The sequence below is a fragment of the Providencia rettgeri genome, from assembly GCF_001874625.1.
Classification (GTDB): domain Bacteria; phylum Pseudomonadota; class Gammaproteobacteria; order Enterobacterales; family Enterobacteriaceae; genus Providencia; species Providencia huashanensis.
The window spans coordinates 2,255,868-2,282,190 of record NZ_CP017671.1 but is presented as its reverse complement, the minus strand read 5'-3'; the positions used below and the strand labels follow the sequence as shown (position 1 = coordinate 2,282,190).

The following is a 26,323-nucleotide window of genomic DNA, read 5'->3' as shown; positions in this document are numbered from 1 at the left end:
CATGGAAATTAAAAAAGATCCTGTTGATATTATCATTGTGGGTTTTGGTTGGACTGGGTCATTAATGGCCATGGAGCTCGCCAATACAGGTCTAAAAATAGTCGCTCTTGAACGAGGTGAAAAACGGGATACTTATCCTGATTTTGCTTATCCTCGAATTGCAGATGAATTGACTTATGGTATTCGACTGAAATTATTCCAAAATATATCTGGAGAAACCATAACGGTAAGGCATAAACAATCAGACACTGCGCTGCCTTATCGGCGTTTAGGCTCTTTCTTGCCCGGAAATGGGGTTGGTGGTGCGGGTGTTCACTGGAATGGCATGCTTTGGCGACCGTTACATGCAGATATCAAAATGCGCAGTACTGTTATTGAAAAGTATGGGGCTGACTTTATTCCATCGGACATGACTGTACAGGATTATCCTTTTAGTTATGAAGAAATGGAGCCCTATTTTGACAAATTTGAAAAAATTTGTGGAACTTCAGGCCAAGCCGGTAATATTAATGGCAAAATTTTGGATGGAGGAAACCCTTTCGAGTCTGAACGGAAAAACCCTTATCCAACTAAACCATTAAAAATGCAATATTCATCCATATTATTTAATGAAGCAGCAAAATCCCTTGGTTACCACCCTTTCCCAACACCAAGTGCTAACTGTACAGAGCCTTACGTCAACCCTTATGGCGTTCAACTTGGGGTTTGTAATTATTGTGGTTATTGTGAACGTTTTGGCTGTTTTAACTATTCTAAAGCATCCCCTCAAGCCTGTGTGCTCCCAGCATTAAGGCAACATAAGAACATTGAATTACGAACAAACTCACATGTTGTTCAAGTCAATATGGATTCGACGGGGAAAAAAGCAACGGGAGTCACTTATATAGATAGCCATGGGCAGCGTGTTGTACAGCCAGCAGACCTTGTTATCTTAAGTGCATTCCAATTACATAATGTCCGACTACTTTTGTTATCGAATATAGGAAAGCCTTATAACCCTACTACAGGAGAAGGGGTTGTCGGTCGTAACTTTGCTTATCAAATGAACGGTGGAGTCACTTTATTTTACGATCAAAACCAATTCATGAATCCATTCGCCGCCGCGGGCTGCACAGGTAGTTTTATTGATAACTATAACGCTGAAAATTTTGACCATAGCCAACTAGGCTTTATCGGCGGTTCAACAATATCGACGACAACTTCAGGTGGACGCCCTATTCAGCAAATGACGATACCAAAAGATTCGCCAACATGGGGAACAGGTTGGAAAAAAGCTATTAAAGAAAATTATTTACACTCAATGCATATTGGGGCCTCAGGGTCTGTCATGCCTTATAAACAATGTTACCTAGACCTTGATCCAACTTACCAAGATAAGCATGGCCTACCACTGTTAAGAATGACATTCGATTGGCAACCCAACGAATTGAAAATGACTAACTTTGTCGGTTCTAAGGCTGAAGAAATAACAAAAAGAATGAACCCTAAACATTATGAAATGGGGTTTATGTCAATGGATGCACATTATGATGTACGCCCATACCAATCAACCCATACCACCGGTGGTGCAGTGATGGGTGACTCCCCACAAAATAGTGTCGTCAATAAGTACATGCAAACTTGGGATGTTCCCAATGTATTTGTATTAGGGGCTTGTTGTTTTCCACAAAACCTTGCTTATAACCCAACCGGGATAGTGGGTGCGACAGCACTGTTTGCTGCAAACGCTATACGTGAACTTTATTTACCAAACCCAGGTCCTTTGGTTCAAGCCTAAATAAAGGGGAATATGATGGGTAAGCTAAAAATAAACTCTCTATTATTGATTATTGGCCTTTGTAGCATTGCAGCCAAAGCAGACAATAATTTCACTAATGGTCAACAGTTGGTCGCAGCTGGAGATTGTATTTCTTGTCATACCGCTAAAGACGGAGCTCCTTTCGCGGGAGGATTAAAGATGATCACCCCAATTGGGGCCGTTTATTCTTCAAATATCACACCAGATAAAACGTTTGGTATCGGTAATTATAGTTATGATGACTTCGTTAAGGCAGTACGTGAGGGGGTTGCCAAAGACGGCCGTAACCTCTACCCCGCGATGCCTTATACTTCATATGCAAAAGTGACTGACCAAGATATGCGCATGATTTATGATTATTTCATGACGCAAGTTAAACCCGTAAAGCAAGCCAACTTAGAAAGTGATATCCCTTGGCTAATCAGTATGCGCTGGCCGCTGGCTGTCTGGAATGAAATCTACTTAGACAACAGTATTTATCAAGCAGACAATTCAAAAAGCGAACAATGGAACCGAGGTGCTTATTTAGTTCAAGGGTTAGCGCATTGTGGGGCCTGCCATACCTCTAGGGGGATTGGATTCGCAGAAAAAGCACTAGACCAATCTGATCAGACTTATTTAACAGGGGCACTAATCGATAACTGGTATGCACCTGACTTAACTGAAAATGCGATAAGTGGATTAGGTAATTGGTCTAAGCAAGATATCATTCAATTTTTAAAAACTGGCCATAATGATAAAAATGCCGCATTTGGCTCAATGTCTGATGTGATTAAAAATAGTACACAATATTTGTCAGATGAAGACCTAACGTCAATAGCCGTGTATTTAAAATCATTAACATCAACGAGTAAACACTCAGCGTCTTCAACAACTAACAACACAACCACTTCGTTAGTTGCTGGAGATATGAGCCAACCTGGTGCTCAAGAGTATATGGACAACTGTTCTGCATGCCATCGTATTGATGGTCAGGGTTATACTAAAACCTTCCCATCCCTTGCAGGCAGCCCAGTAGTCTTAAGTGAAAAACCCGACTCTTTGATAAGGATAGTATTAAATGGCAGCCAAGTTCCTGTGACTCAAGATGCGCCAACCGGGTTAACTATGCCTGATTTTGCGTGGCGTTTAGATGACCTACAAATGGCTAATTTATTGACGTTCATCCGTAGTAGTTGGGGGAATAATGCAGAGAAAGTGACGGTTAGTGATGTCAAATCAGTGCGAGATGCAACTACGACAAAAGGCAAAAATTAAAAGAATATACTTTTAACGTATTGATAGATAACAATAAGCCCAAGCCGAACTCCTCAGTCCGACTTGGGCTTATATTACTTTTCAATATACCAAATAGGTTAAGACATTTTAATCAGCACCATTCCTAGCAATAGCAGCACTATCCCACCCCAACCTTTATAATTTAGCCGCTGGTTGAAGAGTATCCAGCCTGCAGCTACTGTGGCAATAATACCAAACGCGCCCCATAGAGCATAAGCAATTGATAATTCAATGCCTTTTACTGCTTGGGCTAAGGAACTAAAAGCCCCTAATACCGCCACCAACGATAAAATACCTAACCAATATCGTTTAAAACCATTCGACATCTTTAGTAAAATATTGGCGATAATTTCGAGTACTACCGCTAGGATCAAAAAGGCTGCATGCCACCATTCAAAATGACTGGCCATCTTATGCCTCCGACTTAGCTTCGCGTCCAACTAGAGCATTAGTTTTGGCTGCATTGACCGCATTTTGCGTTACTTGTTTTACCTTTTGTGCAGATTGGCGAACCGTGGCTTTTTTGGTCCCTGATTTAATCAAGCCAATACCGGTGATCAGTAATACTAACCCACCGATTTTCATGGGTGATAACGTTTCTCCAAACCACATTACGCTAAATGTCGTAATAAATAAAATCCCGATACCTTCCCACAGTGCGTATGCCACACCTAAAGCCACTTTTTTTACTGCAACGGCCAATAAAATATATGATGTTGCTATCATGACATACATCACCACCATACCGGTGAAATCGCCACTGACACTGGCATGTTTCATTGATAAGGTACCGATAACCTCGGTTATGATAGCTAATACTAAAAATATCCAATAAATCATTATAATATCTCTCTATATGCAACCGCGTAATAGACTATTTTTTATACAGACCAAGGGGTCAAAATACCCATACGCAGTTGTTGAAAATTCAAATAAATAACAACGTGTTGCTGAGTTTATTCAGCAGAATGAATAATCGAGAGAGACGCTATAATGCACCACACCAGTAGTGTTCACTGGAAAGGATAGCTGAAAGGAAAAGCCGATGTGTCGTTCTTTTTTGGGACTTACTGATCTTGCCGCTAGTTGAGCTAAGCATGATATCTCATTCTTTTCATCAGGTAGACATCTACCCAATTTACTCCGAACCCTCATGTTGATAGTTAATTACTGCTTATTTTTAGCATGTCATTTTTATTAAGTCAATGAATATAAACACCTTTTAGTTTGAATAAAAAATCGCATAATTATGCATCGATAAACACGATAAACGTAACTTTGGCATTCTAAAAACGAATAAAAAGTCGAAGATAATACGTTTTACACAAATATTTTTTAATAAAAAAATAGATTTTTACCCTTTTTTTCACTTTACAGGCAGCACTAATATGCTATTTGATCTTTAACATTGACAAGCCAGTTGAACAAGCTTCTTATAGTAGCTATATGATTGAAATATACCTAAGAGAGAGTCATGAACACCTTCAGCCTTACCTCCAATAGTTTTCAAAATGCCGCCGATGCGACTCCACTACCCTATGATGTTGTATCAATCCAATCTCAAGTTATTTATGGTAGCGTCGGTAATAGTATTGCGGTACCTGCACTCACCAAGCAAGGCCTGCGTGTTGCTGCCGTTCCCACTGTGGTACTCAGCAATACCCCACATTATTCTACTTGCTATGGTGGTGAATTGCCTGGTGAATGGTTTCGTGGCTACTTAAACGGCTTTATAGAGCGAGGTAGTTTAGACTCAGTAAGAGCTATCCTTACAGGTTACTTAGGTTCCCCTGAGAAAGCACAAGACTTAGCTAACTGGCTAATACGCATTCGGGAGCAACACCCAACATTGCCAGTTATTGTTGACCCAGTTATGGGGGATGAAGATAGCGGCTTTTATATTCCGCCAGAAATCGCCGAAGTTTACCGTGATAAGGTCATCCCTTTAGCAACGGGTATCATTCCAAATAAATTCGAATTAATGACATTGAGTGGTAAACAGGTCAATAATTTAGATGACGCTGTTAACGCAGCACGCACGCTACTAAAAGGTAATACTCAATGGGTGATTATCACCAGCGCATTTCAGCCTGATGAAGACAATATCGAGGTAGTTTGCGTGACACAACATGAAGTTGCGGTGATCCGTCACAAACGTTACCCCGTGACCCCCAAAGGGACTGGTGACTTATTTGGTGCAGAGTTAACCGCCCAACTTCTTGCGGGGCTTTCAGTACCTGACGCAGCCAAAATGGCCTGTTTACGTATCGAACAAGGCATTATTCATATGGTTGCCACGGGCCGCAGTGAGTTAATTCTCTAAGTGTTTATCTCCCCCTCACGACAAAAAAGCCAAACAATTGTTTGGCTTTTGCGGGATGAGTTAACTAAATAACATCAGCTGTTACTCAAATTCATTCCAAGAACGCCCATCGCGAGCAATCATGGCAACAGAAGCAATCGGCCCCCATGTACCTGCTTGGTATGGTTTTGGTGCGTCATTATCCATTGCCCATGCATCAATAATGGAATCAACAAACTTCCACGCTTCTTCTACTTCATCACGTCGTACAAACAATGCTTGGATCCCTCTCATCGCTTCGAGTAGTAAGCGTTCGTAGGCATCGGCTAAGTGTGTTTGATTGAAAGTTTCTGAAAAGCTTAAATCCAGTTTTGTAGTTTGTAACCGATGTTTATGATCAAGACCCGGTGCCTTATTCATAATTTCAATATCAATCCCTTCATCTGGCTGTAGACGAATGGTTAATTTATTTTGCGGCAGGTCTTGGTAGCTTTCAGAGAAAATATTCAATGCCGGTTTTTTAAAGTAAACAACCACCTCAGAACATTTTGCAGGTAAACGTTTACCGGTACGTAAGTAGAAAGGAACGCCAGCCCAACGCCAATCATCAATATCTACGCGCAGGGCAACAAATGACTCAGTCATGCTTTGTTTATTCGCCCCATCTTCTTCTAAATAACCAGGGACTTTTTTGCCTTGCACAAAACCTGCAGTGTATTGCCCACGAACTGCTTTTTCACGCACATTGCTGTGGTCGATTCGGCGCAGTGAACGTAATACTTTCACTTTTTCATCACGAATACGGTCGGTCGTTAAATCTGCTGGGGGTGACATTGCTATCATCGTTAAAATTTGCAACAAGTGGTTCTGTACCATATCACGCATTTGCCCTGCTTGGTCAAAGTAACCCCAGCGACCTTCAATACCAACCTCTTCTGCTACGGTAATTTGCACATGGTCAATAGTGCGATTATCCCAGTTATTAATAAATAACGAGTTAGCAAAACGCAGAGCTAATAAGTTTAAAACCGTTTCTTTACCAAGGTAGTGGTCAATACGATAAACTTGGCTTTCATCGAAATACTTCGCTACTTCATTATTAATTTCTTGTGAGGATGCTAAATTCGTTCCTAATGGTTTCTCCATTACGACACGATTAGGTTTTTTATTTAATTTTGCATGACCCAGTCCTTGGCACATAGCCCCAAATGTGCTTGGCGGCATAGCGAAATAATGGATAGCTGGTTGGGAATCTTGTTTTAACATTTCAGCGAGACGAACAAAACTTTCTGTTTCATTAACGTCCAAGTTACAGAAATCTAAGCGTGCGCTGAGCTTTTCCCACAATGCTGAATCGAGTTCCTCTTTTAAGAACTTATGTAACGCTTCTTCGACGAAGTTAACATAATCATCTTGGCTCCACTCTGCACGGCCAACACCTATGATACGCGTGTCTGGGTGAATGTAGCCTGCCTTTTCTAATTGATAAAGCGACGGCAGCAGTTTGCGACGTGCAAGGTCACCCTTGGTGCCAAAGATAATTAAGTCACAAGCTTGAGCAGCATTATGTACCGCCATATTGGTTCTCCTCAATTTGCGGAATCTAAGACCTAACTAGGATAGGCCTTATTGTAATTTTGTTAAAATTAGCCCTAATTCCGCTAATGTACCCTGTTGCAAGTGTCCAGTAAATGTTCATGATGCCGATCACAGTTTTTATGCTGAAAAAAACAACATAATTTTGTCCTAATCTCATGTTATAACGGGAATATTCTTTATTGTACGAAAAGTGCGCATCAAAACTGAATGGAGCCAGCCCGTGAAACAAAATAACCAAATCTGTAGGATGTTTACTAATCTGAAAATTAGATACGGGTCAAAGTTTCACAAAAAAGCTACCATTTAGCCTCTGCATTCAGATAGTTTACACATCATACATAGTATATTTTCACACACCATAACAGCCTCATGAATAAGAAACTTAAAATCAACACTAGGATAACGTGATGGCTCAAAAATTTCTCCTTTCGATGAAATAGGCGCTTTTGCTATATGAATATTTTAGAACAAATGAAAATGAGTCTCGATTTTTTAAGTAAATCAGAAAAAAAAGTGGCTGAAGTCATTCTAGGCATGCCGCAAAACGCTATTCATCTTAGTATCGCAGCCTTAGCACAATTAGCAGACGTTAGCGAACCAACAGTGAATCGTTTTTGCCGAAAAATGGACACTAAAGGGTTCCCTGATTTTAAATTACGGCTCGCACAAAATTTAGCGAATGGCACCCCCTATATAAACCGCCATGTGGAAGAAACGGATACCGTAAACACTTATACACACAAAATTTTTGAATCAGCTATGGCAGGCCTTGATAACGTAAAACATACCTTAGATATCAGTGCCATCAATCGAGCAGTCGATTTATTAACGCAAGCACGAAAAATAAGCTTTTTTGGTTTTGGTGCTTCTGCGGCTGTCGCTCATGATGCGATGAATAAATTTTTCCGCTTTAATATTCCTGTCATGTACTTTGATGATATTGTTATGCAACGCATGAGCTGCATCAATAGTATTGAAGGAGATGTCATCGTGTTAATTTCCCATACAGGAAGAACCAAAGCACTCGTTGATATGGCTTATTTAGCCCGTGAAAATGATGCCACCGTAATTGCTATCACCTCAGAAAATACCCCTTTAGCACAAGCCGCCTCCCTTGCCATTATTATCGATGTCCCAGAAGATACAGATATGTACATGCCAATGGTTTCCAGAATGGCACAGCTCGCTGTTATTGATGTGTTAACCACTGGCTTTACGTTAAGAAGAGGTGAAAAATTTAGAGATAACTTGAAGCGCGTCAAAGAAGCATTACGTGATTCGCGGTTTGATAATGCCTGAATACAATAAATTGGCAGTGTGAATGATTTTCTTTGCTTATCAGACTTTAATAGTTTTGCAGACCTGATAGCATAAAAATATTCGCAGTATATAATAGCTGTGCTCGTGTCAGCATCCCTATTTGCAGTAAACAGGTTTCGAAATGGAGTGAAATGGTTTCACTCTTTTATCAACACCATACAGGTCAACGGAGTAATACATGTCTAGACGGCTTAGAAGAACTAAAATTGTTACAACTCTTGGTCCAGCTACTGATCGTGATAATAACCTTGAAAAAATTATTAACGCTGGTGCCAACGTTGTTCGCCTTAACTTCTCCCACGGAACTCCAGAAGACCATCAAATACGTGCTAATAAAGTACGTGAAATTGCCGCTCGTTTAGGTCGTCATGTTGCGATCCTCGGTGATTTACAAGGTCCAAAAATTCGCGTTTCTACCTTTAAAGATGGCAAAGTTTTCTTAAATGTTGGGGACAAATTTATTCTTGACGCTAACCTAGGTAAAGGGGAAGGCGATCAGCAAAAAGTAGGTATTGACTATAAAGGTTTGCCTGCTGATGTAGTACCTGGCGATATCCTGCTCCTTGATGATGGACGTGTTCAATTAAAAGTACGTGAAGTCCAAGGCCTGCAAGTATTCACTGAAGTTACGGTTGGTGGTCAGCTCTCAAATAATAAAGGCATTAATAAATTAGGCGGTGGCCTTTCTGCTGAAGCATTAACTGATAAAGACAAAGAAGATATTAAAACCGCAGCAAAAATTAACGTAGACTATTTAGCTATTTCTTTCCCTCGTTCAGGTGAAGACTTAGATTATGCACGTCGTTTAGCACGAGATGCAGGCTGTGAATGCCAAATCGTAGCGAAAGTTGAACGTGCCGAAGCCGTTGCTAATGATGAAGTCATGGATGAAGTGATCCTTGCATCTGATGTCGTTATGGTTGCTCGTGGTGACCTCGGTGTTGAAATTGGCGATCCTGAACTGGTCGCGGTTCAGAAAAAATTGATCCGCCGCTCACGTCAATTAAACCGCGTCGTGATCACCGCGACACAAATGATGGAATCGATGATCACCAACCCAATGCCAACTCGTGCAGAAGTTATGGACGTAGCAAACGCGGTGCTTGATGGTACAGATGCGGTTATGCTTTCAGCTGAAACGGCAGCAGGTCAATACCCAGCAGAAACTGTTGCTGCGATGGCGCAAGTGTGTTTTGGCGCAGAAAAAATGCCTGGCTTGAATGTCTCTAAACACCGTTTAGATGCAGAATTTAATAGCCCAGAAGAAGCTATTGCGATGTCAACAATGTACGCAGCTAACCACCTTAAAGGGGTTAAAGCCATTATTGCGATGACAGAATCAGGCCGTACCGCTCGTATGATGTCACGTATTAGTTCTGGCTTGCCTATTTTTGCAATGTCACGCCATGAGAAAACACTCAACCAGTGTTCACTATACCGTGGCGTTACTCCAGTTTTCTGTAGCACCCATACTGATGGAATTGCTGCCGCCAATGAAGCGGTAACTCGCCTACGCGACAACGGCTATTTAATGAGTGGTGATATTGTCCTAGTTACTCAAGGTGACTTGATGGGGACTATCGGTAGTACCAATACTTGCCGTATTTTAGAAGTCGAATAACCTTTTGCCCTCGCCTATTCAGGCGGGGGCTCATTTCATTGTTAACGTATAGTATCCGATAGTTAGCGATATAAATCTTTACGCTGATAAGGCTCAATTTCCCCTTCTTTGCGGGTTTTTAGTAATTTCAATATCCACGTATATTGCTCAGGGTTCGGTGAAACAAGGTATTCCAATTCCTCATTCATTCTTCGTGCTATATATTCATCATCCTTACCATCAATATCATCCATCGGTTCACGAATATAAATATGTAATTGATGTGTTTTATGGTCATATACAGGAAATAGCGGAACAACTTTTGCTTTGCACACTTTCATCAACCGACCAATTGCAGGTAACGTCGCTTTATAAGTACCAAAAAAATCGACAAACTCACTGTGCTCTTCACCATGGTCTTGGTCTGGAAGATAAAACCCCCAGTATCCTTGCCTGACAGAGGCGATAAACGGTTTGATACCCGCCTCCCTTGAGTGTAAACGCCCACCAAAATGATAGCGGGCTTTATTCCATAAATAATCCGCTACAGGGTTTTTCTGGTGATGAAACATAGCGGCCATAGTCTGACCTCTTGCCGCTAATAACATAGCTGGGACATCAACTGCCCAACCATGAGGCACCATAAAAATCACATTACTTTGTTGTTGTTTTAAGCGTTCAATGATTTCTTCATTATGCCAATGTGTTCTTGCGAGTGTTTTATTTGCTCCGCGAAGACATAATTCAGCTAACATAACAAAAGACTGCGGCGCAGTTTCAAACATGCGGTCAACCAATTGTTCTCTTTGTGATTCCGTTAATTGTGGGAAACAATAAAGTAGATTGATTTTAGCGCGACGACGCGCACTTTTAGCTACCCGTCCTACCCATTTCCCTGCCTTTGCTAGTAATGGGTCCCGAACTTTAACAGGGATGTAAGCTAAGCCTGCTAATACAGCTGCGCCCATCCAAACTCCCCAATATTTAGGTAGTAGATAGGAACGATGAAAGGTTGGCACATACCCTTTTTTACTATCAGTGTCTTGGTCTTTATTCATGCTGCACTCAAGTGAATAACGGCTATCTTTTATAGCCTATAATAATAATTTTCGAAAGCATTACAAAGAAAACTGGCAGATACAAGTACCTGCCAGCTATGAAAAATAAGATCATTAATTATTGCAGTTTAAGTTGGGGTTTTGTTTCTTTAACTAACGCTAAATATTCTTTCCTTTCTTTCCCCGTTAAACCACCAGAACTTGGTAATTTTGCTGTTAGTGGATTCACTGCTTGTTGGTTAACCCACATTTCAAAATGCAAATGAGGCCCCGTTGAACGCCCTGTATTACCAGATAATGCAATACGATCACCACGTTTAACTTTTTGGCCTGGCTTCACTAATAATTGACGTAAGTGCATATAGCGAGTGGTATACTGGCGACCATGGCGGATCGCGATAAAATTCCCCGCCGCACCACTGTATTTCGATACAATCACTTCGCCATCCCCTACTGCAAGGACAGGTGTCCCTACTGGCATAGCAAAGTCGACACCTTTATGGGGTGCTACACGCCCTGTAACCGGGTTTACACGACGTGGGTTAAATTGGGAAGAAACTCTAAATTGTTTTGCCGTTGGGAAACGTAAAAAACCACGTTCTAAACCATTCCCTTCACTGTCATAATAACGGCCATCTTCCGCACGGAATGCATAATAGCTTTTCCCATTAGTTTGCAACCGAACACCTATTAACTGGCTTTGCTCACTACGACCATTAAGCATTTCGCGGCTCATTAGAACACTAAATTTGTCGCCTTTTTTCAATTTACGAAAATCAACTTGCCATTGTAAAGCTTTAATCACGTCACGACCTTCACTACGCGTTAAACCTGCTTTACTCGTGCTTTGTGCAAATGTACCGTCGACTGTCCCTTTTAAGACGCTATTTGTCCATTCGCCAGTGCGAATTTGTTTAGCTTCTTCAAATTTATTCGTTGCTCCAACACGGGTAAACACACGAGTTTCACGGCGAGAAACCTCCCATGTTAAAGACTCTAACTCGCCTTGATCTGTCAAAGACCAATTTAACGATTGACCTATTTTAAGATTTCTTAGTGATTTATGTTGATTTGATAGCGTCGCAACATCACCAGCTTCTATTCCAAATTGGGTTAAAATGGTTGTTAAATTATCACCACTTGCCACAACATACTCATGGGGTAATGGCGCAACCTCTCCACCGGTCTCAGCAGCTTCAACCTCAGTGTCAGCTAACCCTTCATCAGGAAGTTGATCGCTACTATCTTGAATTATATCGTCAGTGGCGTCACGAGGAGAAAGTAAAGAGAGTGGAATAATAGTATCAGGCGTACCATCATTTTCAGAAGTGGCTGGTATATGGACTGGCCGCCAAATTGCGACGGCCATGGTAGCTACTGTGAGCGTACTTAATACAATTTTGTGAGTTCTAGACAGGCTACCATATACCTGAGCCAGACTTTTGGCCATTTGCTGCACTTAAACAATTCCTTCTATTTTTTAATTCAGGCAGCTGGCGTATTGTTCCGACAATTGTGTCAAAAACTGCATGTAGCTATCTGGCCCTATAGCCAGCCCAATTCCAAGTGGGTCGAGAGTTCCCATTTTTACTCCCGTATTACGTGCTACACTTTCAATCACAGCAGGCCTGAATTGTGGCTCAGCAAAAACACATTGCGCTTTATGCTCAACCAATTGAGTTCGTATTTGATGTAATTTCTGCGCACCAGGCTGTATTTCCGGATTTATCGTAAAATGCCCCAATGGAGCTAATTGATAGTGTTTTTCAAAGTAGCCATAAGCGTCGTGAAAAACGAAATAACCCTTGTTTCTAGCTGGCTGCAAAATCTTAGCAATTTTTTCATCATTTTGCGCCATATTTTCTTTGAATTTACGAAGGTTTACGTCTAGCTTATTTTTTTGTTCCGGATAAAGCTCTACTAAATGTTCATAAATGTCCTGTGCAGCAGAATTTGCAATGTCTGGGGATAACCAGATGTGCATATTATACTCACCATGGTGATGATGTTCGTGATCCTTGTCATAGTTAGCCTCATCACCATGTTCATGGGTGTGCTCATCTTCGTGAGGCTCTGCTAAAAGTAATGATTTGATATTTTCCTGCTCGGCCAATGCTAGTCTTTTATTCTGTGGTAACGTATTGATTGGCTTTTGTAAAAACATTTCCATATCCGGTCCAACCCAAACGAATAAATCAGCCTGTTTAATTTTTTTCAAATCAGAAGGTTTAAGCGCATAATCATGGGGGGATGCGCCATCGGGAAGGAGAACTTGGGTACCGGTTACACCGTCAGCAATTCCCGCTGCGATAAAAGCTAATGGACGAATTGAAGTGACAACATCCGCATAGGATGCAGACACCATAGTTGCACTCAATACGGATGTTGCCACCGCCCCGAAAAGAAATTTACGGGCAATATGTTTCGATTTATGTATCATAGCAGTCTTTTTCCGTGATTTTAATTTTGAAATGTTATAATATAACACAACATGAATTCTGCAAGATGTTTTTCATATGCAACCATTACTCACTTTAAATAAGATTTCTGTTTCATTTGGCGAAAGACAAGTTCTCGAAAACGTCTCCTTTGAGCTAAATAAAGGGGATATCGTCACGCTTTTAGGCCCTAATGGGGCGGGGAAATCGACAATTGTACGTGTCGTGTTAGGGTTACTGGCCCCGACATCGGGTACCGTAACACGCGACTCTTCCCTTGCCATTGGCTATGTTCCACAAAAACTTCATTTGGACACAACCCTTCCTCTTACTGTTAAGCGCTTTATGTTATTAAAACTCGGTGCACGCAAAGAACATTTACTGCCTGCACTGGAACGGGTTAAAGCAGCACATTTACTTGACCAACCAATGCAAAAATTATCAGGTGGTGAAACCCAACGAGTTTTGCTCGCTCGCGCATTACTGAATAAACCTGACCTACTGGTTCTTGATGAACCTGCGCAAGGTGTCGATATTACAGGGCAAGTTGCGCTATATGACTTAATTAACCAATTAAGAACTGAGCTCGGTTGCGCGGTATTAATGGTTTCCCATGATTTGCATTTGGTTATGGCTAAAACGGATAAAGTGCTATGTATCAATGGGCATATTTGTTGTTCAGGCGCTCCGGATGTAGTTTCAAATCACCCTGAATTTGTTGCCATGTTCGGCTACCGAGGTGCACAACAATTAGGGGTATACCGTCATCAACATAATCACCAACACGATTTAGAAGGTAATATTATTTCAGGGCATCAGCATAACAAGGACTGTAAACATGATTGAATTGTTATTACCTGGTTGGATTGCAGGCATGCTACTTGCTATTGCGGCTGGCCCTCTTGGTTCTTTTGTTGTATGGCGCCGAATGTCTTATTTTGGCGATACGTTGGCCCATGCCTCTTTATTAGGTGTCGCCTTTGGGTTGCTTTTAAACATAAACCCATTTTATGCGATTATTGCCGTAACTTTGTTATTAGCTTTAATACTGGTATGGTTAGAAAAACGCCCTCAACTTGCTGTTGATACCTTGCTTGGTATTATGGCTCATAGCTCACTGTCATTAGGTTTAGTCGTTGTTAGTTTAATGGCAAATGTCCGTGTAGACCTAATGGCCTATTTATTCGGCGACCTACTCTCTGTAAGTTACGAAGATATTACCATAATACTGGTTGGTGTTATTGTTGTTTGTGGGTTGCTTTTTTATCGTTGGCGGGCACTTTTATCTATTACTGTCAGCCCTGAATTAGCATTTGTGGATGGTATTAATATCCAACGCTTACGTTTATTGCTTATGTTAGTTACTGCATTAACTATTGGTATCGCAATGAAATTTGTTGGTGCGCTAATTATTACCTCCTTATTAATTATACCCGCAGCTACAGCCCGTCGATTTGCTCACACCCCTGAGCAAATGGCATTTATAGCAATTATCATTGGTATGCTTTCAGTTACTGGGGGGCTCACCTTTTCCGCTTTTTACGACACGCCAGCAGGCCCGTCCGTGGTGTTAATTTCAGCGGTCTTATTTATATTTAGCTTATTAGTTAAAGCAAAGAATTAATTCATTATCAAAATATGCATATGCCCTAGTCTTTTTTAACTAGGGCACTTTGTTATGAGTTTACCCTCTTATTTATTATCTTTCCTTTATTTATTAATTTATTACTTTTCTTTTATTTTTTTGTATAGAGTGGCTAACTAATTTGAGTAAGATTAAATAAAAGCTACCTCTACCCTAGTGGGCTTACTTTCAGTATTCATCAAAAAGAATAAAGAGTCGTATTTTTATAGGGCAATTATTATTTAATAATAATTAAGTTTAGCCTATATTAACTTCAGACATAAGACAGCAAGGTTATATAATACGATACAATATTATAGTAATAAAAAAGTGACTACTAAGATCTTGCTACTTGCCAAGGTCGTAGAATTGAATAAGGCATAAATTATTAATAATATAACGAATAATTTAAGTTTAAACAGAATATTGATACTCTGTGAACATGCCCGTTTATGCCTTTGTCGTTATTTACAACCGTATATCAAGCTTGCAAACTACCTGTTATTTAGCTTTCCCCAACCGTGAAAAAAGTAATTAAACCTCTTTCGGAGACAAACCAAAGTGATTGTAGGCGTGTGTTGTTGCCATGCGACCTCGAGGTGTACGCTGGATAAAGCCTTGTTGGATCAAATAAGGTTCCAGTACATCTTCTATTGTTTCGCGTTCTTCACCAATAGCTGCGGCAAGGTTATCCACGCCAACCGGCCCCCCCATAAATTTATCAATAATTGCGACTAATAATTTACGGTCCAAATAATCAAACCCTGCGGCATCAACATTTAGCATGTCTAGTGCTTGGTTAGCAATCTGTTCATCAATAGACCCATCACCTTTAACCTGTGCGAAATCCCGTACACGACGTAACAAACGGTTTGTTATGCGTGGAGTCCCCCTTGAGCGCATGGCTACCTGATGAGCACCACCTTCGGTGATATCTAACCCCATGTATTGTGCACTTCTTTTAACAATATGCTGTAAGTCGTCCACTTGATAAAACTCTAAGCGTTGCACAATACCGAAGCGATCCCTTAACGGAGAAGTTAATGACCCAGCACGTGTAGTTGCCCCAATTAGAGTGAAAGGTGGTAAATCAATTTTGATTGAACGTGCAGCTGGGCCTTCACCAATCATGATATCTAATTGGTAATCTTCCATGGCAGGATAGAGAATTTCCTCAACAACAGGCGAAAGCCGATGAATTTCATCAATAAATAACACATCATGGGGTTCAAGATTAGTCAACATAGCAGCAAGATCGCCTGCTTTTTCTAAGACCGGACCTGATGTGGTACGTAAATTCACGCCTAATTCATTTGCGACAATCCCTGCAAGCGTTGTTTTACCCAGCCCTGGTGGCCCAAATATTAATAAATGATCGAGTGCGTCCCCCCGCATTTTGGCTGCTTGAATAAAAATTTCCATTTGGTTTTTAACTTGTGGCTGACCAATGTATTCATTCAACAGCTTAGGCCTGATCGCACGGTCAATAGCTTCTTCATCTGACTGCAACACTTCAGCGGTAATTAGGCGATCAGCTTCAATCATATTAATAGTCTCTCAATCAGAGTGCTGCACGTAAGGCATCACGGATCAATGTTTCTGAATCACTACCAGGTTTAGCTACTTTGCTGACCATCCGGCTGGCCTCTTGCGGTTTATAACCTAAAGCAATCAAGGCTGCCGCTGCCTCAGCTTCAATATCCGCAGTGCTTGGCTGTTTACTGTTAACATTAGGAAGATTGATATCACTTGTTTGATTAAACAGATCCCCATTAAGGCCTTTAAAGCGGTCTTTCATTTCAACCACTAAGCGTTCTGCGGTTTTTTTACCAATACCGGGAAGTTTCACTAGTGATGCAATTGCTTCTTGTTCTATTGCTGAAACAAATTGTTGGGCGGACATACCCGATAAAATCGCCAGAGCCAATTTTGGACCAACACCATTGACTTTAATTAATTCCTTAAATAGCGCTCTTTCTTGCTTATCATTAAAACCGTACAATAATTGGGCATCTTCACGAACTACAAAGTGAGTAAAAACAATAGCTTCTTGGCCAATATCTGGTAGTTCATAGAAGCACGTCATTGGCATATGGACTTCATAGCCAACCCCTTGCAACTCTAATAATACTATTGGTGGTTGTTTTTCTAATACAATGCCACGTAAACGACCAATCACATTGAGCCCCTCTGTTATCGTCTAAAATTCGACCAATTTAGCCTGCTATTATTAATACTGCTGTTTATACCATAAAAAATGCTGGATGCATATCCAGCTGAGAAGCTATTTACTATTAAAAAGTTACTTGAAGAGCAGTAAACTACCTCAATCGCCCGCGCGTTAACACCAGTCGTGGGTCTCCAACTTTCAGTAAATTTTGATTAAAATGGCAATGGGTGATCGCAATTGCCAAAGCATCAGCCGCATCAGACTGAGGGTTCGCTGACAACTTGAGTATAGACTTAACCATATGCTGTACTTGGCTTTTTTCAGCAGCACCTGTACCGACAACGGTCTGCTTTACTTGCCGTGCCGCATATTCGAACACAGGGATATTTGCATTGGCTGCAGCAACAATAGCAACTCCCCTCGCCTGACCAAGTTTTAAAGCTGAATCCGCATTTTTTGCCATAAAAACTTGTTCAATTGATAATATATCAGGTTGGTATTGGGTGATAATTTCCGAGACACCCGCGTAAATTCGTTGCAGACGACTTGGTAAATCATCAACTTGAGTCCGAATACAACCACTACCCAAATACAGCAGTTGCCTGCCTTGTTGGCGAATAACACCGTAACCGGTGACTCTTGAACCGGGATCAATCCCTAATATAATCGCCATATAAAATCTATTTATGCCTCTTTATATTAATTACATCATAATTTATTGTTCTGGTTAGCTGCATAATACTATCAATTTCAATTAAATAGCTATTTGAACATCATAATATTAGCCAAGCATATATGTAAAAATAAATTAAGTTATCAGTATTGAAAAGTATAGCGAATAAAAGAAGGGATATCATGGAAGGCGTTAGAGAAAACAGGCTGCAACAGCCCGCTTTCTCTACGCGGATATGTCTTAAATTGTAGCGAGTGTAATAAAACACCTCACTTTTTACAGTGTCGCTGCAACTTCGTCAGAAATATCACCGTTGTGATAAACTTCCTGAACATCGTCAGAATCTTCTAACATATCAATGAGTCGTAACAGTTTTGGCGCTGTTTCTGCATCCAACTCCGCTTTTGTTGATGGGATCATTGAAACTTCAGCGGCTTCGCTAGTAAAACCCGCGGCATCAAGTGCGTCTTTTACTTCACCGAAAGTTTCTGGCGTCGTATACACATCCATCGCACCATCATCGTAAGTTTCTACGTCATCGGCACCCGCTTCTAATGCCGCTTCCATCAAGGCGTCTTCATCAACACCCGGTGCATAAGTGATCACACCACGTTTAGTAAACAGATAGGCTACAGAGCCATCCGTCCCTAAGTTACCACCGGTTTTAGTGAAAGCATGACGCACTTCAGAAACGGTACGATTACGGTTATCGCTTAAACATTCAACCATAACCGCTGTTCCACCAGGGCCATAACCTTCATAAATGATTGTTTCCATATTATCGTTATCATCATTACCCACACCACGTGCAATTGCACGGTTTAAGGTGTCACGAGTCATGTTATTTGATAACGCTTTATCTACAGCTGCACGTAAACGTGGGTTAGTTGCGGGATCACCACCACCTAAACGGGCTGCTGTAACTAATTCACGGATAATTTTTGTAAAAATCTTACCGCGTTTCGCATCCTGGGCTGCTTTACGGTGCTTGGTATTGGCCCATTTACTATGACCTGCCATGAAATATCTCCAAAAACGTCAATACAATAAATTAAATAGCAAATTCTAAAATAGCCTGACTGTTACTCCATGATTTGGTTAATTTGGCGGCTTCTTGCGGCGTCAACCAACGAAAATCAGTATGTTCAGTCAGTAATGGCATTTGTTCTTCATCGAGAACTAGTTTAAACCAGTGCTCTTTGCAATGTGATACATCTGGTGCATAACGATGCCTGAAATGCGCGAAAATTTCAAAAATGATACTATGAAATAAGTCTTGTGGCGGATTTTGTTCGACGTCAAAACCTGTTTCTTCTTTAATTTCACGACACGCCGTTTCAAACGGCGTTTCGTTAGATTCCAGACTTCCCGTTACTGACTGCCAAAAGTCTGGATCATCGTTACGCCTTAACATAAGCACCCGACCACTATTTTTAGCCACGATAATGACTAATACCGATTCTGGGCGCTTATAGATTTTCATTCGGCGTTATCACTCTTCATTTTTTACTTCTAGGTCTTTTGCAACGACGGCAATGGCTAACTCAGTTAAAGCCTCTGGGTTCGCATAGCTTGGTGCATTTGTCATTAAACATGCTGCCGCCGTTGTTTTTGGAAACGCAATAACATCACGGATGTTATCAGTCCCAGTTAGCAACATCACTAAACGGTCAAGACCAAATGCAAGACCTGCATGTGGTGGTGTACCATATTTTAATGCATCTAATAAGAAACCAAACTTCTCTCGCTGATCTTCTTCATTAATACCTAAAATACTAAATACAGTTTGTTGCATCTCATTACGGTGAATACGAACAGAACCGCCACCCACTTCATAACCATTAATTACCATATCATAAGCATTGGCAACTGCTTCTTCTGGCTTGTTAGCGAGATCTTCTGGAGTGAAGTCTTTCGGTGACGTGAATGGGTGGTGCATAGCAGTTAAACCACCTTCACCATCTTCTTCAAACATTGGGAAGTCAATCACCCACAGCGGTTGCCAGCTATTTAAGTTGGTGATTTCAAAGTCGCGACCAACTTTCAAACGCAACGCGCCCATTGAATCTGTGACAATATTTTTCGCGCCAGCACCAAATAGAATGATATCACCATCAGCGGCACCTGTGCGCTCAAGCAATTGGTTAATAACCTCTTCGCTCAGGAATTTAGCCACTGGGCTTTGAATACCTTCAAGGCCTTTTGCACGCTCATTGACTTTCATCCACGCCAAACCTTTCGCGCCGTAGATACCTACAAATTGACCATATTCGTCAATCTGTTTACGTGTCATTGCGGCACCACCAGGGACTTTTAATGCAGCCACTCGGCCTTTAGGATCGTTTGCTGGACCTGAAAATACCGCAAACTCAACATCTTTAACGATGTCAGCAACATCCACCAGCTCCATTGGGTTTCGCAGGTCTGGCTTATCAGAACCATAACGACGCATTGCTTCCGCAAAAGTCATGATTGGGAAGTTGCCTAAATCAACCCCTTTTACCTCTAACCATAAGTTACGGATCATGCGTTCCATGATTTCACGCACTTGCTCAGCGGTCATAAATGAGGTTTCGACGTCGATTTGGGTAAATTCAGGTTGACGATCTGCACGTAAGTCTTCATCACGGAAACATTTTACGATTTGATAATAACGGTCAAAGCCAGACATCATCAGTAACTGTTTGAACAGTTGAGGTGATTGTGGCAGCGCGTAGAATTTACCTTTATGTACACGGCTTGGGACTAAATAGTCACGAGCACCTTCAGGGGTCGCTTTGGTTAACATTGGGGTTTCTACATCTAAAAACCCTTCTTTATCCATAAAATTACGCACAAAACTGGTAATTTTTGCACGGGTACGCAAACGCTCAGACATTTCAGGGCGGCGTAAATCCAAATAACGGTATTTTAAACGACGCTCTTCTGTATTCGTTTGATTGCTATCTAATGGTAGCGGCTCAGAGCGGTTAAAAACATCAAGCTCTTCAGCAAAGATTTCAATTTCCCCAGTTGCCATATCTTTATTTTTTTGGCTATCTGGGCGCGCGCGTACTGTCCCTGTGATTTGGATACAGAACTCATTACGCAGCTCTGACGCTTTTTCAAATATGTCTTTGCGATCCGGATCGAAAAAAACTTGTACGATACCTTCACGGTCACGCATATCGATAAAAATCAAACCACCTAAGTCACGACGGCGGTTTACCCATCCACAAAGGGTGACCTTTTGGCCTTCATGAGCAATGTTTAACTGCCCACAATAATTAGTACGCATACAATATCCTTTTACTCAGCTTGTTGTGCATTTGCTTGCTGCGGGAATTTGGCATTTTGCTGAACATTGAGCTGAAAATTCAGAATGTCAAAAAGGCAGACATTATACAGGAAATTCTGTCAGACAAATAGTTACGGATCTAACTTATCGCGTAAACCATTTTGTTTTTAATCATATTTTCATCAATTTTAATGCCACCAATAAATAACATTAAAATTAAATCACTAGGCATGCAGACAGCACACGATGATCTGTTCGATTTTAAGTGACTATGAGCACCATGTACATATTACTACAAAGGTTTATTTTATCTGTTCAAGGGAATATTGAATAAAAAAACAACCTTTTGTTGATTTCATTACCTATCGTCATTCAGCAACACCATTTTTAGTGACAAAATTTTCTATTTAGGAATCGTTACCTTTTTCAGTTTGCTATAATCGAAAACTGTATCAATGCTCAATTAATCATCATCTGCTGTTTAAGGATTGCATATGAAAAAAATGTTACTTGCCTCATCCATAATTATGCTACTTGTAGGATGCCAAACTGTGAAACCCGCAGATACTGATAATACCAAAACATTTTATGTCGATTCTTCACTCGCTGACTGTGTCGGCGTTGCTCCAATGAAATGTATGAAAGTAAAAGAAAACCCTAATGATGACTGGCAATTATTTTATAATTCAATTCAAGGCTTTGAATACCAACCCGGTTTCACTTATACCCTACAAGTGAAACAGTTTGATGTGCCAAACCCACCAGCAGATGCCCCAAGCATTCGCTATGAACTTGTCAAAATCATTGAAAAAAAATAATGTTTAATCATTAAGCTAGGGTTTCTACCCTGCTTAATGATTTTACTCAGTGTAAACTTCAAATTTTTATTATCAAAAAATAAAAGAGTGACGACATTGTGACTGATAAAATTATTGATAAGCTGGGGTTAATCGCCTTATCACAAAGCAAAATTGCCATGGTTCGCTCCCATAACAAACAGCTGTTTTATATCCCTGGCGGCAAAAGAGAGCTTGGTGAAACGGATGAACAAGCATTATGCCGTGAAATTGATGAAGAACTCACACTAAAACTGGACACTAGCTCTATTCGTTTTTACGGTGAATTCATTGGGTTAGCGGATGGCAAGCAAGATGGCACTCAAGTCCGTATTCGTTGTTATTTTGCCGAATATAACGGCAAACCGCAGCCTGCAGCTGAAATTGCTGAACTCGCTTGGTTTGATAGCCATGATTTATCACGCTGTTCCACAACAGCAGTACATATTTTACAACGATTAAAACAAGATGGTTTAATCAAATAAGATTGAATGATTACCCAAAAAAGTTGTGATTTTATTTGTCCTATGGCTTTTTAAGAATTACAATTTACAAAATATCGTTAATACACATTACTATAACTTATATTTTTAGGTGTTTTCATAGTTTGATTCGTTTTATGGTGGAGTAAAAAATGGTCAGCTCTTTGTACGCTGTACTAGGTGCCTTACTGCTACTTAGATTATCTTTAAATGTTGTGAAGCTGCGTAATCAATATCGTATAGCTTATGGTGATGGCGGTTTTTATGAATTACAAACTGCAATCCGTGTTCATGGCAATGCCATCGAATATATCCCTATCTCCCTTATTTTGTTACTTTTTATGGAGATGAACGGCGCACAAGTTTGGATGATCCACGTTTGTGGTCTTATCTTAATTGCGGGTCGCCTACTTCATTCCTATGGCTTAAAAAACCATGACTATACATATCGCCGTTCAGGTATGGTAGCAACCTACCTTGCTATGGCATTGATGGTTATGGCAAACACTTATTATTTGCCATGGATACAAATCGTTTCGTTTAATCTTTAATTTTTATCGTCTATACGGCACTTACTCACGTGCCGCCGCATTATTCCATGGTATATGGATAGATTTTCAGAAAGCAGCCTTTCTGATACAATCCCCCACTACTTTTGTTTTTGATTAATACAGAACTTATGTCAAGTCAGGACCCAACCCAAAAAGACAGCCTTTTTTCTGCACCTATTGCTAACCTTGGTGATTGGCAATTCGATGAAAAAGTTGCCGAAGTTTTTCCCGATATGATCCAGCGTTCAGTACCGGGGTATTCAAATATTATTACCATGATTGGCATGCTTGCTGGTCGTTTTGTTAAGCCACACAGCCGAGTCTATGACTTAGGGTGTTCGCTAGGTGCTGCCACTTTATCTATAAGACGCAACATTACCGTCGAAAATAGCCAAATCATCGCAGTCGATAATTCACCTGCAATGGTCGAGCGATGCCGTCGTCATATTGATGCTTACCGTGCAGATACACCGGTTGAGGTTATTGAAGGCGATATTCGAGATATCAATATCGAAAATGCCTCAATGGTTGTGCTCAATTTTACCTTACAATTCCTCAATCCGAATGACCGCCAGTTATTACTGAATAAAATTTATCAGGGGTTACAACCAGGTGGTATCTTAGTACTTTCTGAAAAATTTAATTTTGAGGATCAAAAAATCGGTGAATTATTGTTCAATATGCACCACGATTTTAAACGTGCAAATGGCTACAGTGAGCTAGAAATTAGCCAAAAACGCAGCATGCTAGAAAATGTGATGCTGACAGATTCTGTTGAAGCTCATAAAGAACGCCTAAAAAATGCAGGTTTTACTCACTGTGAGGTTTGGTTCCAGTGCTTTAATTTCGGTTCACTTCTAGCACTTAAAGAGGCTTGAGTATGATTGATTTTGGTCGTTTTTACCAACAAATCGCTGTTGGCCCTTTAAGTCATTGGCTTGAAACCCTTCCAGCGCAAATTACTGAATGGAAAAAGCAAGGTTTACATGGCGGTTTTTCCTCATGGGAAAAAATGTTAGATAACTTACCTGTCATGACACCAACACATTTAGATTTACTCAACAGTGTCACTGCCACACGTGAGCCCGAACTGACATCCGGTGAGACTCGACGTTTAAATAATATCCTTGAGCAATTAATGCCTTGGCGAAAGGGGCCATTTTCACTGTATGGCGTCAATATTGATACCGAATGGCGTTCTGATTGGAAATGGGATCGCGTTTTGCCTCATATTTCGTCGTTAAAAGACCGCTATGTGTTAGATGTCGGTTGTGGAAGCGGTTATCACATGTGGCGCATGTTAGGACAACAAGCTAAATTTGTCGTCGGCATTGACCCAACAGAGCTGTTTTTATGCCAGTTCGAAGCAGTCAGAAAACTATTAGGGGATGACCAACGTGCCCATTTATTACCTCTAGGGATAGAGCAACTCCCTGCACTTAACGCGTTTGATACCGTATTTTCAATGGGTGTACTATATCACCGTCGTTCACCACTTGATCACTTATGGCAACTGAAAAATCAGTTAGTTAACGAAGGTGAATTGGTCCTTGAAAGCCTTGTCATTGAAGGTGATGAGTTCCAATGTCTAATCCCGGGTGATCGCTATGCTCAAATGCGCAATGTGTACTTTATTCCTTCAGCTAAAATGCTCAAAGTTTGGTTAGAGAAATGTGGTTTTGTGGATGTACGTATTGTTGACCAAGCGGTGACATCTTTGGAAGAACAGCGCCGCACACAATGGATGAGAACAGATTCATTAGCGGAGTTTTTAGACCCTAATGACCAAACTAAAACCATTGAAGGTTATCCTGCACCGTTACGCGCTATCTTAGTTGCTCGCAAACCTTAAAACTAAAACGCCTAGGGGAAGTTTCCCATAGGCGTTTATTTTAATGATTATTTATCAGAAAGTTACATTGTTATTTGCCATAAATTATAAAAAGCAATTCGACCCGACAACTCTGCTAAGATCACGGCTATTGCACAAATACCCAGTAGCGCCGTCGAATTCCGTCCCCGGTATAAAAGTGCTGGGAAAACAAACAGCATCAATGCGAGAACAACCAGTTGGAAGCTCCAAAAACCCGCTTGTTCCGCACTAATTTCAGGCCCTGTTTCACCCAAAAATGACACATAAGCGGCTCTTGTAGCAAAAATAATAACTGCCCCAATAAGGAAGGCCAAAGCCCCTAACCGCTGAGCACCCAATAGAATGGCTAATGCCCCTCCACCGACTAGCAACGTCATCCACATTTGTAAGGTTGTGAAGACAGTAAACCAATTAGCAACTGTGGCAATGTTATAAACTTGTGGAATTGACCATACAAATGCCAGACCAAAAATCACCGTGCCGATGTTACATAGTTCACTTAATACTTTATTTTTAATAAATAAAGTAAACAGTAAAGTTGCAGCCCCAAAAGCGACAAAAATACCACTCAATAAAGCTTCATTACTCATTGGTGAGCGGCCAACGCCTAATAGCATATTAAAGAAGCGCAAAGGTTGCCCCACATGCAGTGCCCCCAAAGCTAACGCAATTATCATCGTAATAAAAGCCACTATATTGGCGTTACGCAATTGGTACTCATCAACCATCCCTATCTTTTTACTCAAATAAGCAAGTAAATATAGACCCGCTGCTGACTGACCCAATACGGTAAAAAATACAAGAGGAAGTTCGTGCATGTTATACCTCCGCCGGGTTTTGTAATTTACCGCTCGTATCACCATAAGGCTTCGCGTCTTTATGCGGTTTAATCACAATATTAGGGTTGGTTAGATTAGGATTTGGCATAGGTGCAATACCACTTATATTACCGTGACGTTCACGAAGTATATTGATATCGTCAAAATCTAATGCTCGCTGAGGGCAAGACTCCACACACACAGGTTTCATCCCCTTTTCAACTCGTTCGTAGCAACCATCGCATTTGCTCATCAGATGTTTCTTTTCATCGTACTGTGGCGCACCATAAGGACAACGTAATTCGCAGTAGCGACAGCCAACACAAACACTTTGGTCGACGACAACTAAGCCATCCTGTTCTCGCTTATGCATGGCTCCCGTTGGGCACCCTTCAACACAAGTCGGGTTAGAACAATGGTTACACGAAATGGATAAGTAATAGCTATAGACATTTTGTTGCCAAATGCCATCTTGCTGCTGCCAACTTCCACCACCGAACTCATAGACTCGACGAAATTTAGGCCCTAAATCGAGATCTTTTTCATCTTTACAACTGACCTGACAAGTTTTACATCCCGTGCATTTCGTTGAGTCAAAATAAAAACCATACTGTTTCATCAATCAC

General features: G+C 40.9%; 26 protein-coding genes. 12 read left to right on the top strand and 14 right to left on the bottom strand.

What is annotated here, in order from left to right; genetic code table 11:
- Position 1: 1 nt before the first annotated feature.
- Both RB151_RS10525 and RB151_RS10520 read left to right on the top strand, forming a co-directional pair.
- Positions 2 to 1,777 (top strand): GMC family oxidoreductase, encoded by a 1,776-nt coding sequence (locus RB151_RS10525; protein WP_071548047.1) that lies wholly within the window; start codon positions 2 to 4, stop codon positions 1,775 to 1,777.
- 12 nt (positions 1,778 to 1,789) lie between these two features.
- The gene (locus RB151_RS10520) at positions 1,790 to 3,055 is read left to right on the top strand and encodes a c-type cytochrome (protein ID WP_094301205.1); all 1,266 of its coding nucleotides are present in this window, start codon (positions 1,790 to 1,792) and stop codon (positions 3,053 to 3,055) included.
- A 98-nt stretch (positions 3,056 to 3,153) separates the two neighbouring features.
- Here RB151_RS10520 and mdtI read toward each other — a convergent pair whose 3' ends face one another.
- Both mdtI and mdtJ read right to left on the bottom strand, forming a co-directional pair.
- Positions 3,154 to 3,486 (bottom strand): multidrug/spermidine efflux SMR transporter subunit MdtI, encoded by a 333-nt coding sequence (mdtI, locus tag RB151_RS10515; RefSeq protein WP_042843883.1) that lies wholly within the window; start codon positions 3,484 to 3,486, stop codon positions 3,154 to 3,156.
- Position 3,487: 1 nt separating this feature from the next.
- Entirely contained in the window at positions 3,488 to 3,916 is a 429-nt protein-coding gene (gene mdtJ / locus RB151_RS10510; RefSeq protein WP_042843885.1) for a multidrug/spermidine efflux SMR transporter subunit MdtJ, read from the bottom strand.
- Positions 3,917 to 4,550: 634 nt separating this feature from the next.
- On the opposite strand from mdtJ, the gene pdxK reads away from it, so the two are divergent.
- A complete protein-coding gene (gene pdxK, locus RB151_RS10505; RefSeq protein ID WP_071548045.1) occupies positions 4,551 to 5,399 on the top strand; it encodes a pyridoxine/pyridoxal/pyridoxamine kinase in 849 nt (282 codons plus the stop codon).
- A gap of 81 nt (positions 5,400 to 5,480) precedes the next feature.
- Here pdxK and zwf read toward each other — a convergent pair whose 3' ends face one another.
- Complete coding sequence (gene zwf, locus RB151_RS10500; protein WP_042843887.1) at positions 5,481 to 6,956, bottom strand: glucose-6-phosphate dehydrogenase; 1,476 nt, start codon at positions 6,954 to 6,956, stop codon at positions 5,481 to 5,483.
- A gap of 474 nt (positions 6,957 to 7,430) precedes the next feature.
- On the opposite strand from zwf, the gene RB151_RS10495 reads away from it, so the two are divergent.
- On the top strand, positions 7,431 to 8,276 hold the full coding sequence (locus RB151_RS10495) for a MurR/RpiR family transcriptional regulator (protein ID WP_042843888.1): 846 nt from the start codon (positions 7,431 to 7,433) through the stop codon (positions 8,274 to 8,276).
- A 199-nt stretch (positions 8,277 to 8,475) separates the two neighbouring features.
- Positions 8,476 to 9,918 (top strand): pyruvate kinase, encoded by a 1,443-nt coding sequence (pyk, locus tag RB151_RS10490; protein ID WP_042843889.1) that lies wholly within the window; start codon positions 8,476 to 8,478, stop codon positions 9,916 to 9,918.
- Positions 9,919 to 9,980: 62 nt separating this feature from the next.
- Here the strand turns inward: pyk and lpxM are convergent, their stop codons facing one another.
- The 3 genes from lpxM to znuA all read right to left on the bottom strand — a co-directional run bounded on the left by lpxM (position 9,981) and on the right by znuA (position 13,395).
- Positions 9,981 to 10,955 (bottom strand): lauroyl-Kdo(2)-lipid IV(A) myristoyltransferase, encoded by a 975-nt coding sequence (lpxM, locus tag RB151_RS10485; protein ID WP_042843890.1) that lies wholly within the window; start codon positions 10,953 to 10,955, stop codon positions 9,981 to 9,983.
- A 118-nt stretch (positions 10,956 to 11,073) separates the two neighbouring features.
- Positions 11,074 to 12,414, bottom strand: coding sequence for a murein DD-endopeptidase MepM (gene mepM, locus RB151_RS10480; RefSeq protein ID WP_042843891.1), 1,341 nt, complete (start codon positions 12,412 to 12,414; stop codon positions 11,074 to 11,076).
- 21 nt (positions 12,415 to 12,435) lie between these two features.
- Positions 12,436 to 13,395: a zinc ABC transporter substrate-binding protein ZnuA gene (gene znuA, locus RB151_RS10475; protein ID WP_042843892.1), complete on the bottom strand. Its 960-nt coding sequence runs from the start codon at positions 13,393 to 13,395 to the stop codon at positions 12,436 to 12,438.
- Between the two features lie 76 nt (positions 13,396 to 13,471).
- Here znuA and znuC point away from each other — a divergent pair, with 76 nt between their 5' ends.
- Positions 13,472 to 14,239, top strand: a complete 768-nt coding sequence (gene znuC / locus RB151_RS10470) for a zinc ABC transporter ATP-binding protein ZnuC (RefSeq protein ID WP_042843893.1) — start codon at positions 13,472 to 13,474, stop codon at positions 14,237 to 14,239.
- A complete protein-coding gene (znuB, locus tag RB151_RS10465) occupies positions 14,232 to 15,017 on the top strand; it encodes a zinc ABC transporter permease subunit ZnuB (protein ID WP_042843895.1) in 786 nt (261 codons plus the stop codon). Before znuC ends, znuB begins: the two co-directional genes overlap by 8 nt.
- A gap of 534 nt (positions 15,018 to 15,551) precedes the next feature.
- Here znuB and ruvB read toward each other — a convergent pair.
- The 6 genes from ruvB to aspS all read right to left on the bottom strand — a co-directional run bounded on the left by ruvB (position 15,552) and on the right by aspS (position 21,137).
- A complete protein-coding gene (ruvB, locus tag RB151_RS10460) occupies positions 15,552 to 16,562 on the bottom strand; it encodes a Holliday junction branch migration DNA helicase RuvB (protein WP_042843896.1) in 1,011 nt (336 codons plus the stop codon).
- Between the two features lie 16 nt (positions 16,563 to 16,578).
- Positions 16,579 to 17,196 carry a Holliday junction branch migration protein RuvA gene (gene ruvA, locus RB151_RS10455; protein WP_042843897.1) on the bottom strand — a complete coding sequence of 206 codons (618 nt, stop codon included), beginning with the start codon at positions 17,194 to 17,196 and terminating at the stop codon, positions 16,579 to 16,581.
- Positions 17,197 to 17,338: 142 nt separating this feature from the next.
- On the bottom strand, positions 17,339 to 17,860 hold the full coding sequence (gene ruvC, locus RB151_RS10450) for a crossover junction endodeoxyribonuclease RuvC (RefSeq protein WP_042843898.1): 522 nt from the start codon (positions 17,858 to 17,860) through the stop codon (positions 17,339 to 17,341).
- 276 nt (positions 17,861 to 18,136) lie between these two features.
- Positions 18,137 to 18,880, bottom strand: a complete 744-nt coding sequence (locus RB151_RS10445; RefSeq protein WP_042843899.1) for a YebC/PmpR family DNA-binding transcriptional regulator — start codon at positions 18,878 to 18,880, stop codon at positions 18,137 to 18,139.
- Between the two features lie 31 nt (positions 18,881 to 18,911).
- On the bottom strand, positions 18,912 to 19,343 hold the full coding sequence (gene nudB, locus RB151_RS10440; protein ID WP_042843901.1) for a dihydroneopterin triphosphate diphosphatase: 432 nt from the start codon (positions 19,341 to 19,343) through the stop codon (positions 18,912 to 18,914).
- Positions 19,344 to 19,352: 9 nt separating this feature from the next.
- On the bottom strand, positions 19,353 to 21,137 hold the full coding sequence (gene aspS, locus RB151_RS10435) for an aspartate--tRNA ligase (protein ID WP_042843902.1): 1,785 nt from the start codon (positions 21,135 to 21,137) through the stop codon (positions 19,353 to 19,355).
- 494 nt (positions 21,138 to 21,631) lie between these two features.
- Between aspS and RB151_RS10430 the strand changes: the two genes are divergently transcribed.
- The 5 genes from RB151_RS10430 (at position 21,632) to cmoB (ending at position 24,858) form a co-directional block, all read left to right on the top strand.
- Positions 21,632 to 21,955 carry a DUF4377 domain-containing protein gene (locus RB151_RS10430; protein ID WP_042843903.1) on the top strand — a complete coding sequence of 108 codons (324 nt, stop codon included), beginning with the start codon at positions 21,632 to 21,634 and terminating at the stop codon, positions 21,953 to 21,955.
- A 98-nt stretch (positions 21,956 to 22,053) separates the two neighbouring features.
- On the top strand, positions 22,054 to 22,458 hold the full coding sequence (locus RB151_RS10425) for an NUDIX hydrolase (protein ID WP_042843905.1): 405 nt from the start codon (positions 22,054 to 22,056) through the stop codon (positions 22,456 to 22,458).
- Between the two features lie 149 nt (positions 22,459 to 22,607).
- Entirely contained in the window at positions 22,608 to 23,006 is a 399-nt protein-coding gene (locus RB151_RS10420) for an MAPEG family protein (RefSeq protein WP_042843906.1), read from the top strand.
- 128 nt (positions 23,007 to 23,134) lie between these two features.
- Entirely contained in the window at positions 23,135 to 23,884 is a 750-nt protein-coding gene (cmoA, locus tag RB151_RS10415) for a carboxy-S-adenosyl-L-methionine synthase CmoA (protein WP_042843907.1), read from the top strand.
- A gap of 2 nt (positions 23,885 to 23,886) precedes the next feature.
- Positions 23,887 to 24,858 carry a tRNA 5-methoxyuridine(34)/uridine 5-oxyacetic acid(34) synthase CmoB gene (gene cmoB / locus RB151_RS10410; RefSeq protein WP_042843908.1) on the top strand — a complete coding sequence of 324 codons (972 nt, stop codon included), beginning with the start codon at positions 23,887 to 23,889 and terminating at the stop codon, positions 24,856 to 24,858.
- Between the two features lie 62 nt (positions 24,859 to 24,920).
- Here the strand turns inward: cmoB and RB151_RS10405 are convergent, their stop codons facing one another.
- Together RB151_RS10405 and RB151_RS10400 are read right to left on the bottom strand one after the other, a co-directional pair.
- Positions 24,921 to 25,697, bottom strand: coding sequence for a dimethyl sulfoxide reductase anchor subunit family protein (locus RB151_RS10405; protein WP_042843909.1), 777 nt, complete (start codon positions 25,695 to 25,697; stop codon positions 24,921 to 24,923).
- A 1-nt stretch (position 25,698) separates the two neighbouring features.
- Positions 25,699 to 26,316 carry a DMSO/selenate family reductase complex B subunit gene (locus RB151_RS10400; RefSeq protein WP_042843910.1) on the bottom strand — a complete coding sequence of 206 codons (618 nt, stop codon included), beginning with the start codon at positions 26,314 to 26,316 and terminating at the stop codon, positions 25,699 to 25,701.
- Positions 26,317 to 26,323: the final 7 nt, after the last annotated feature.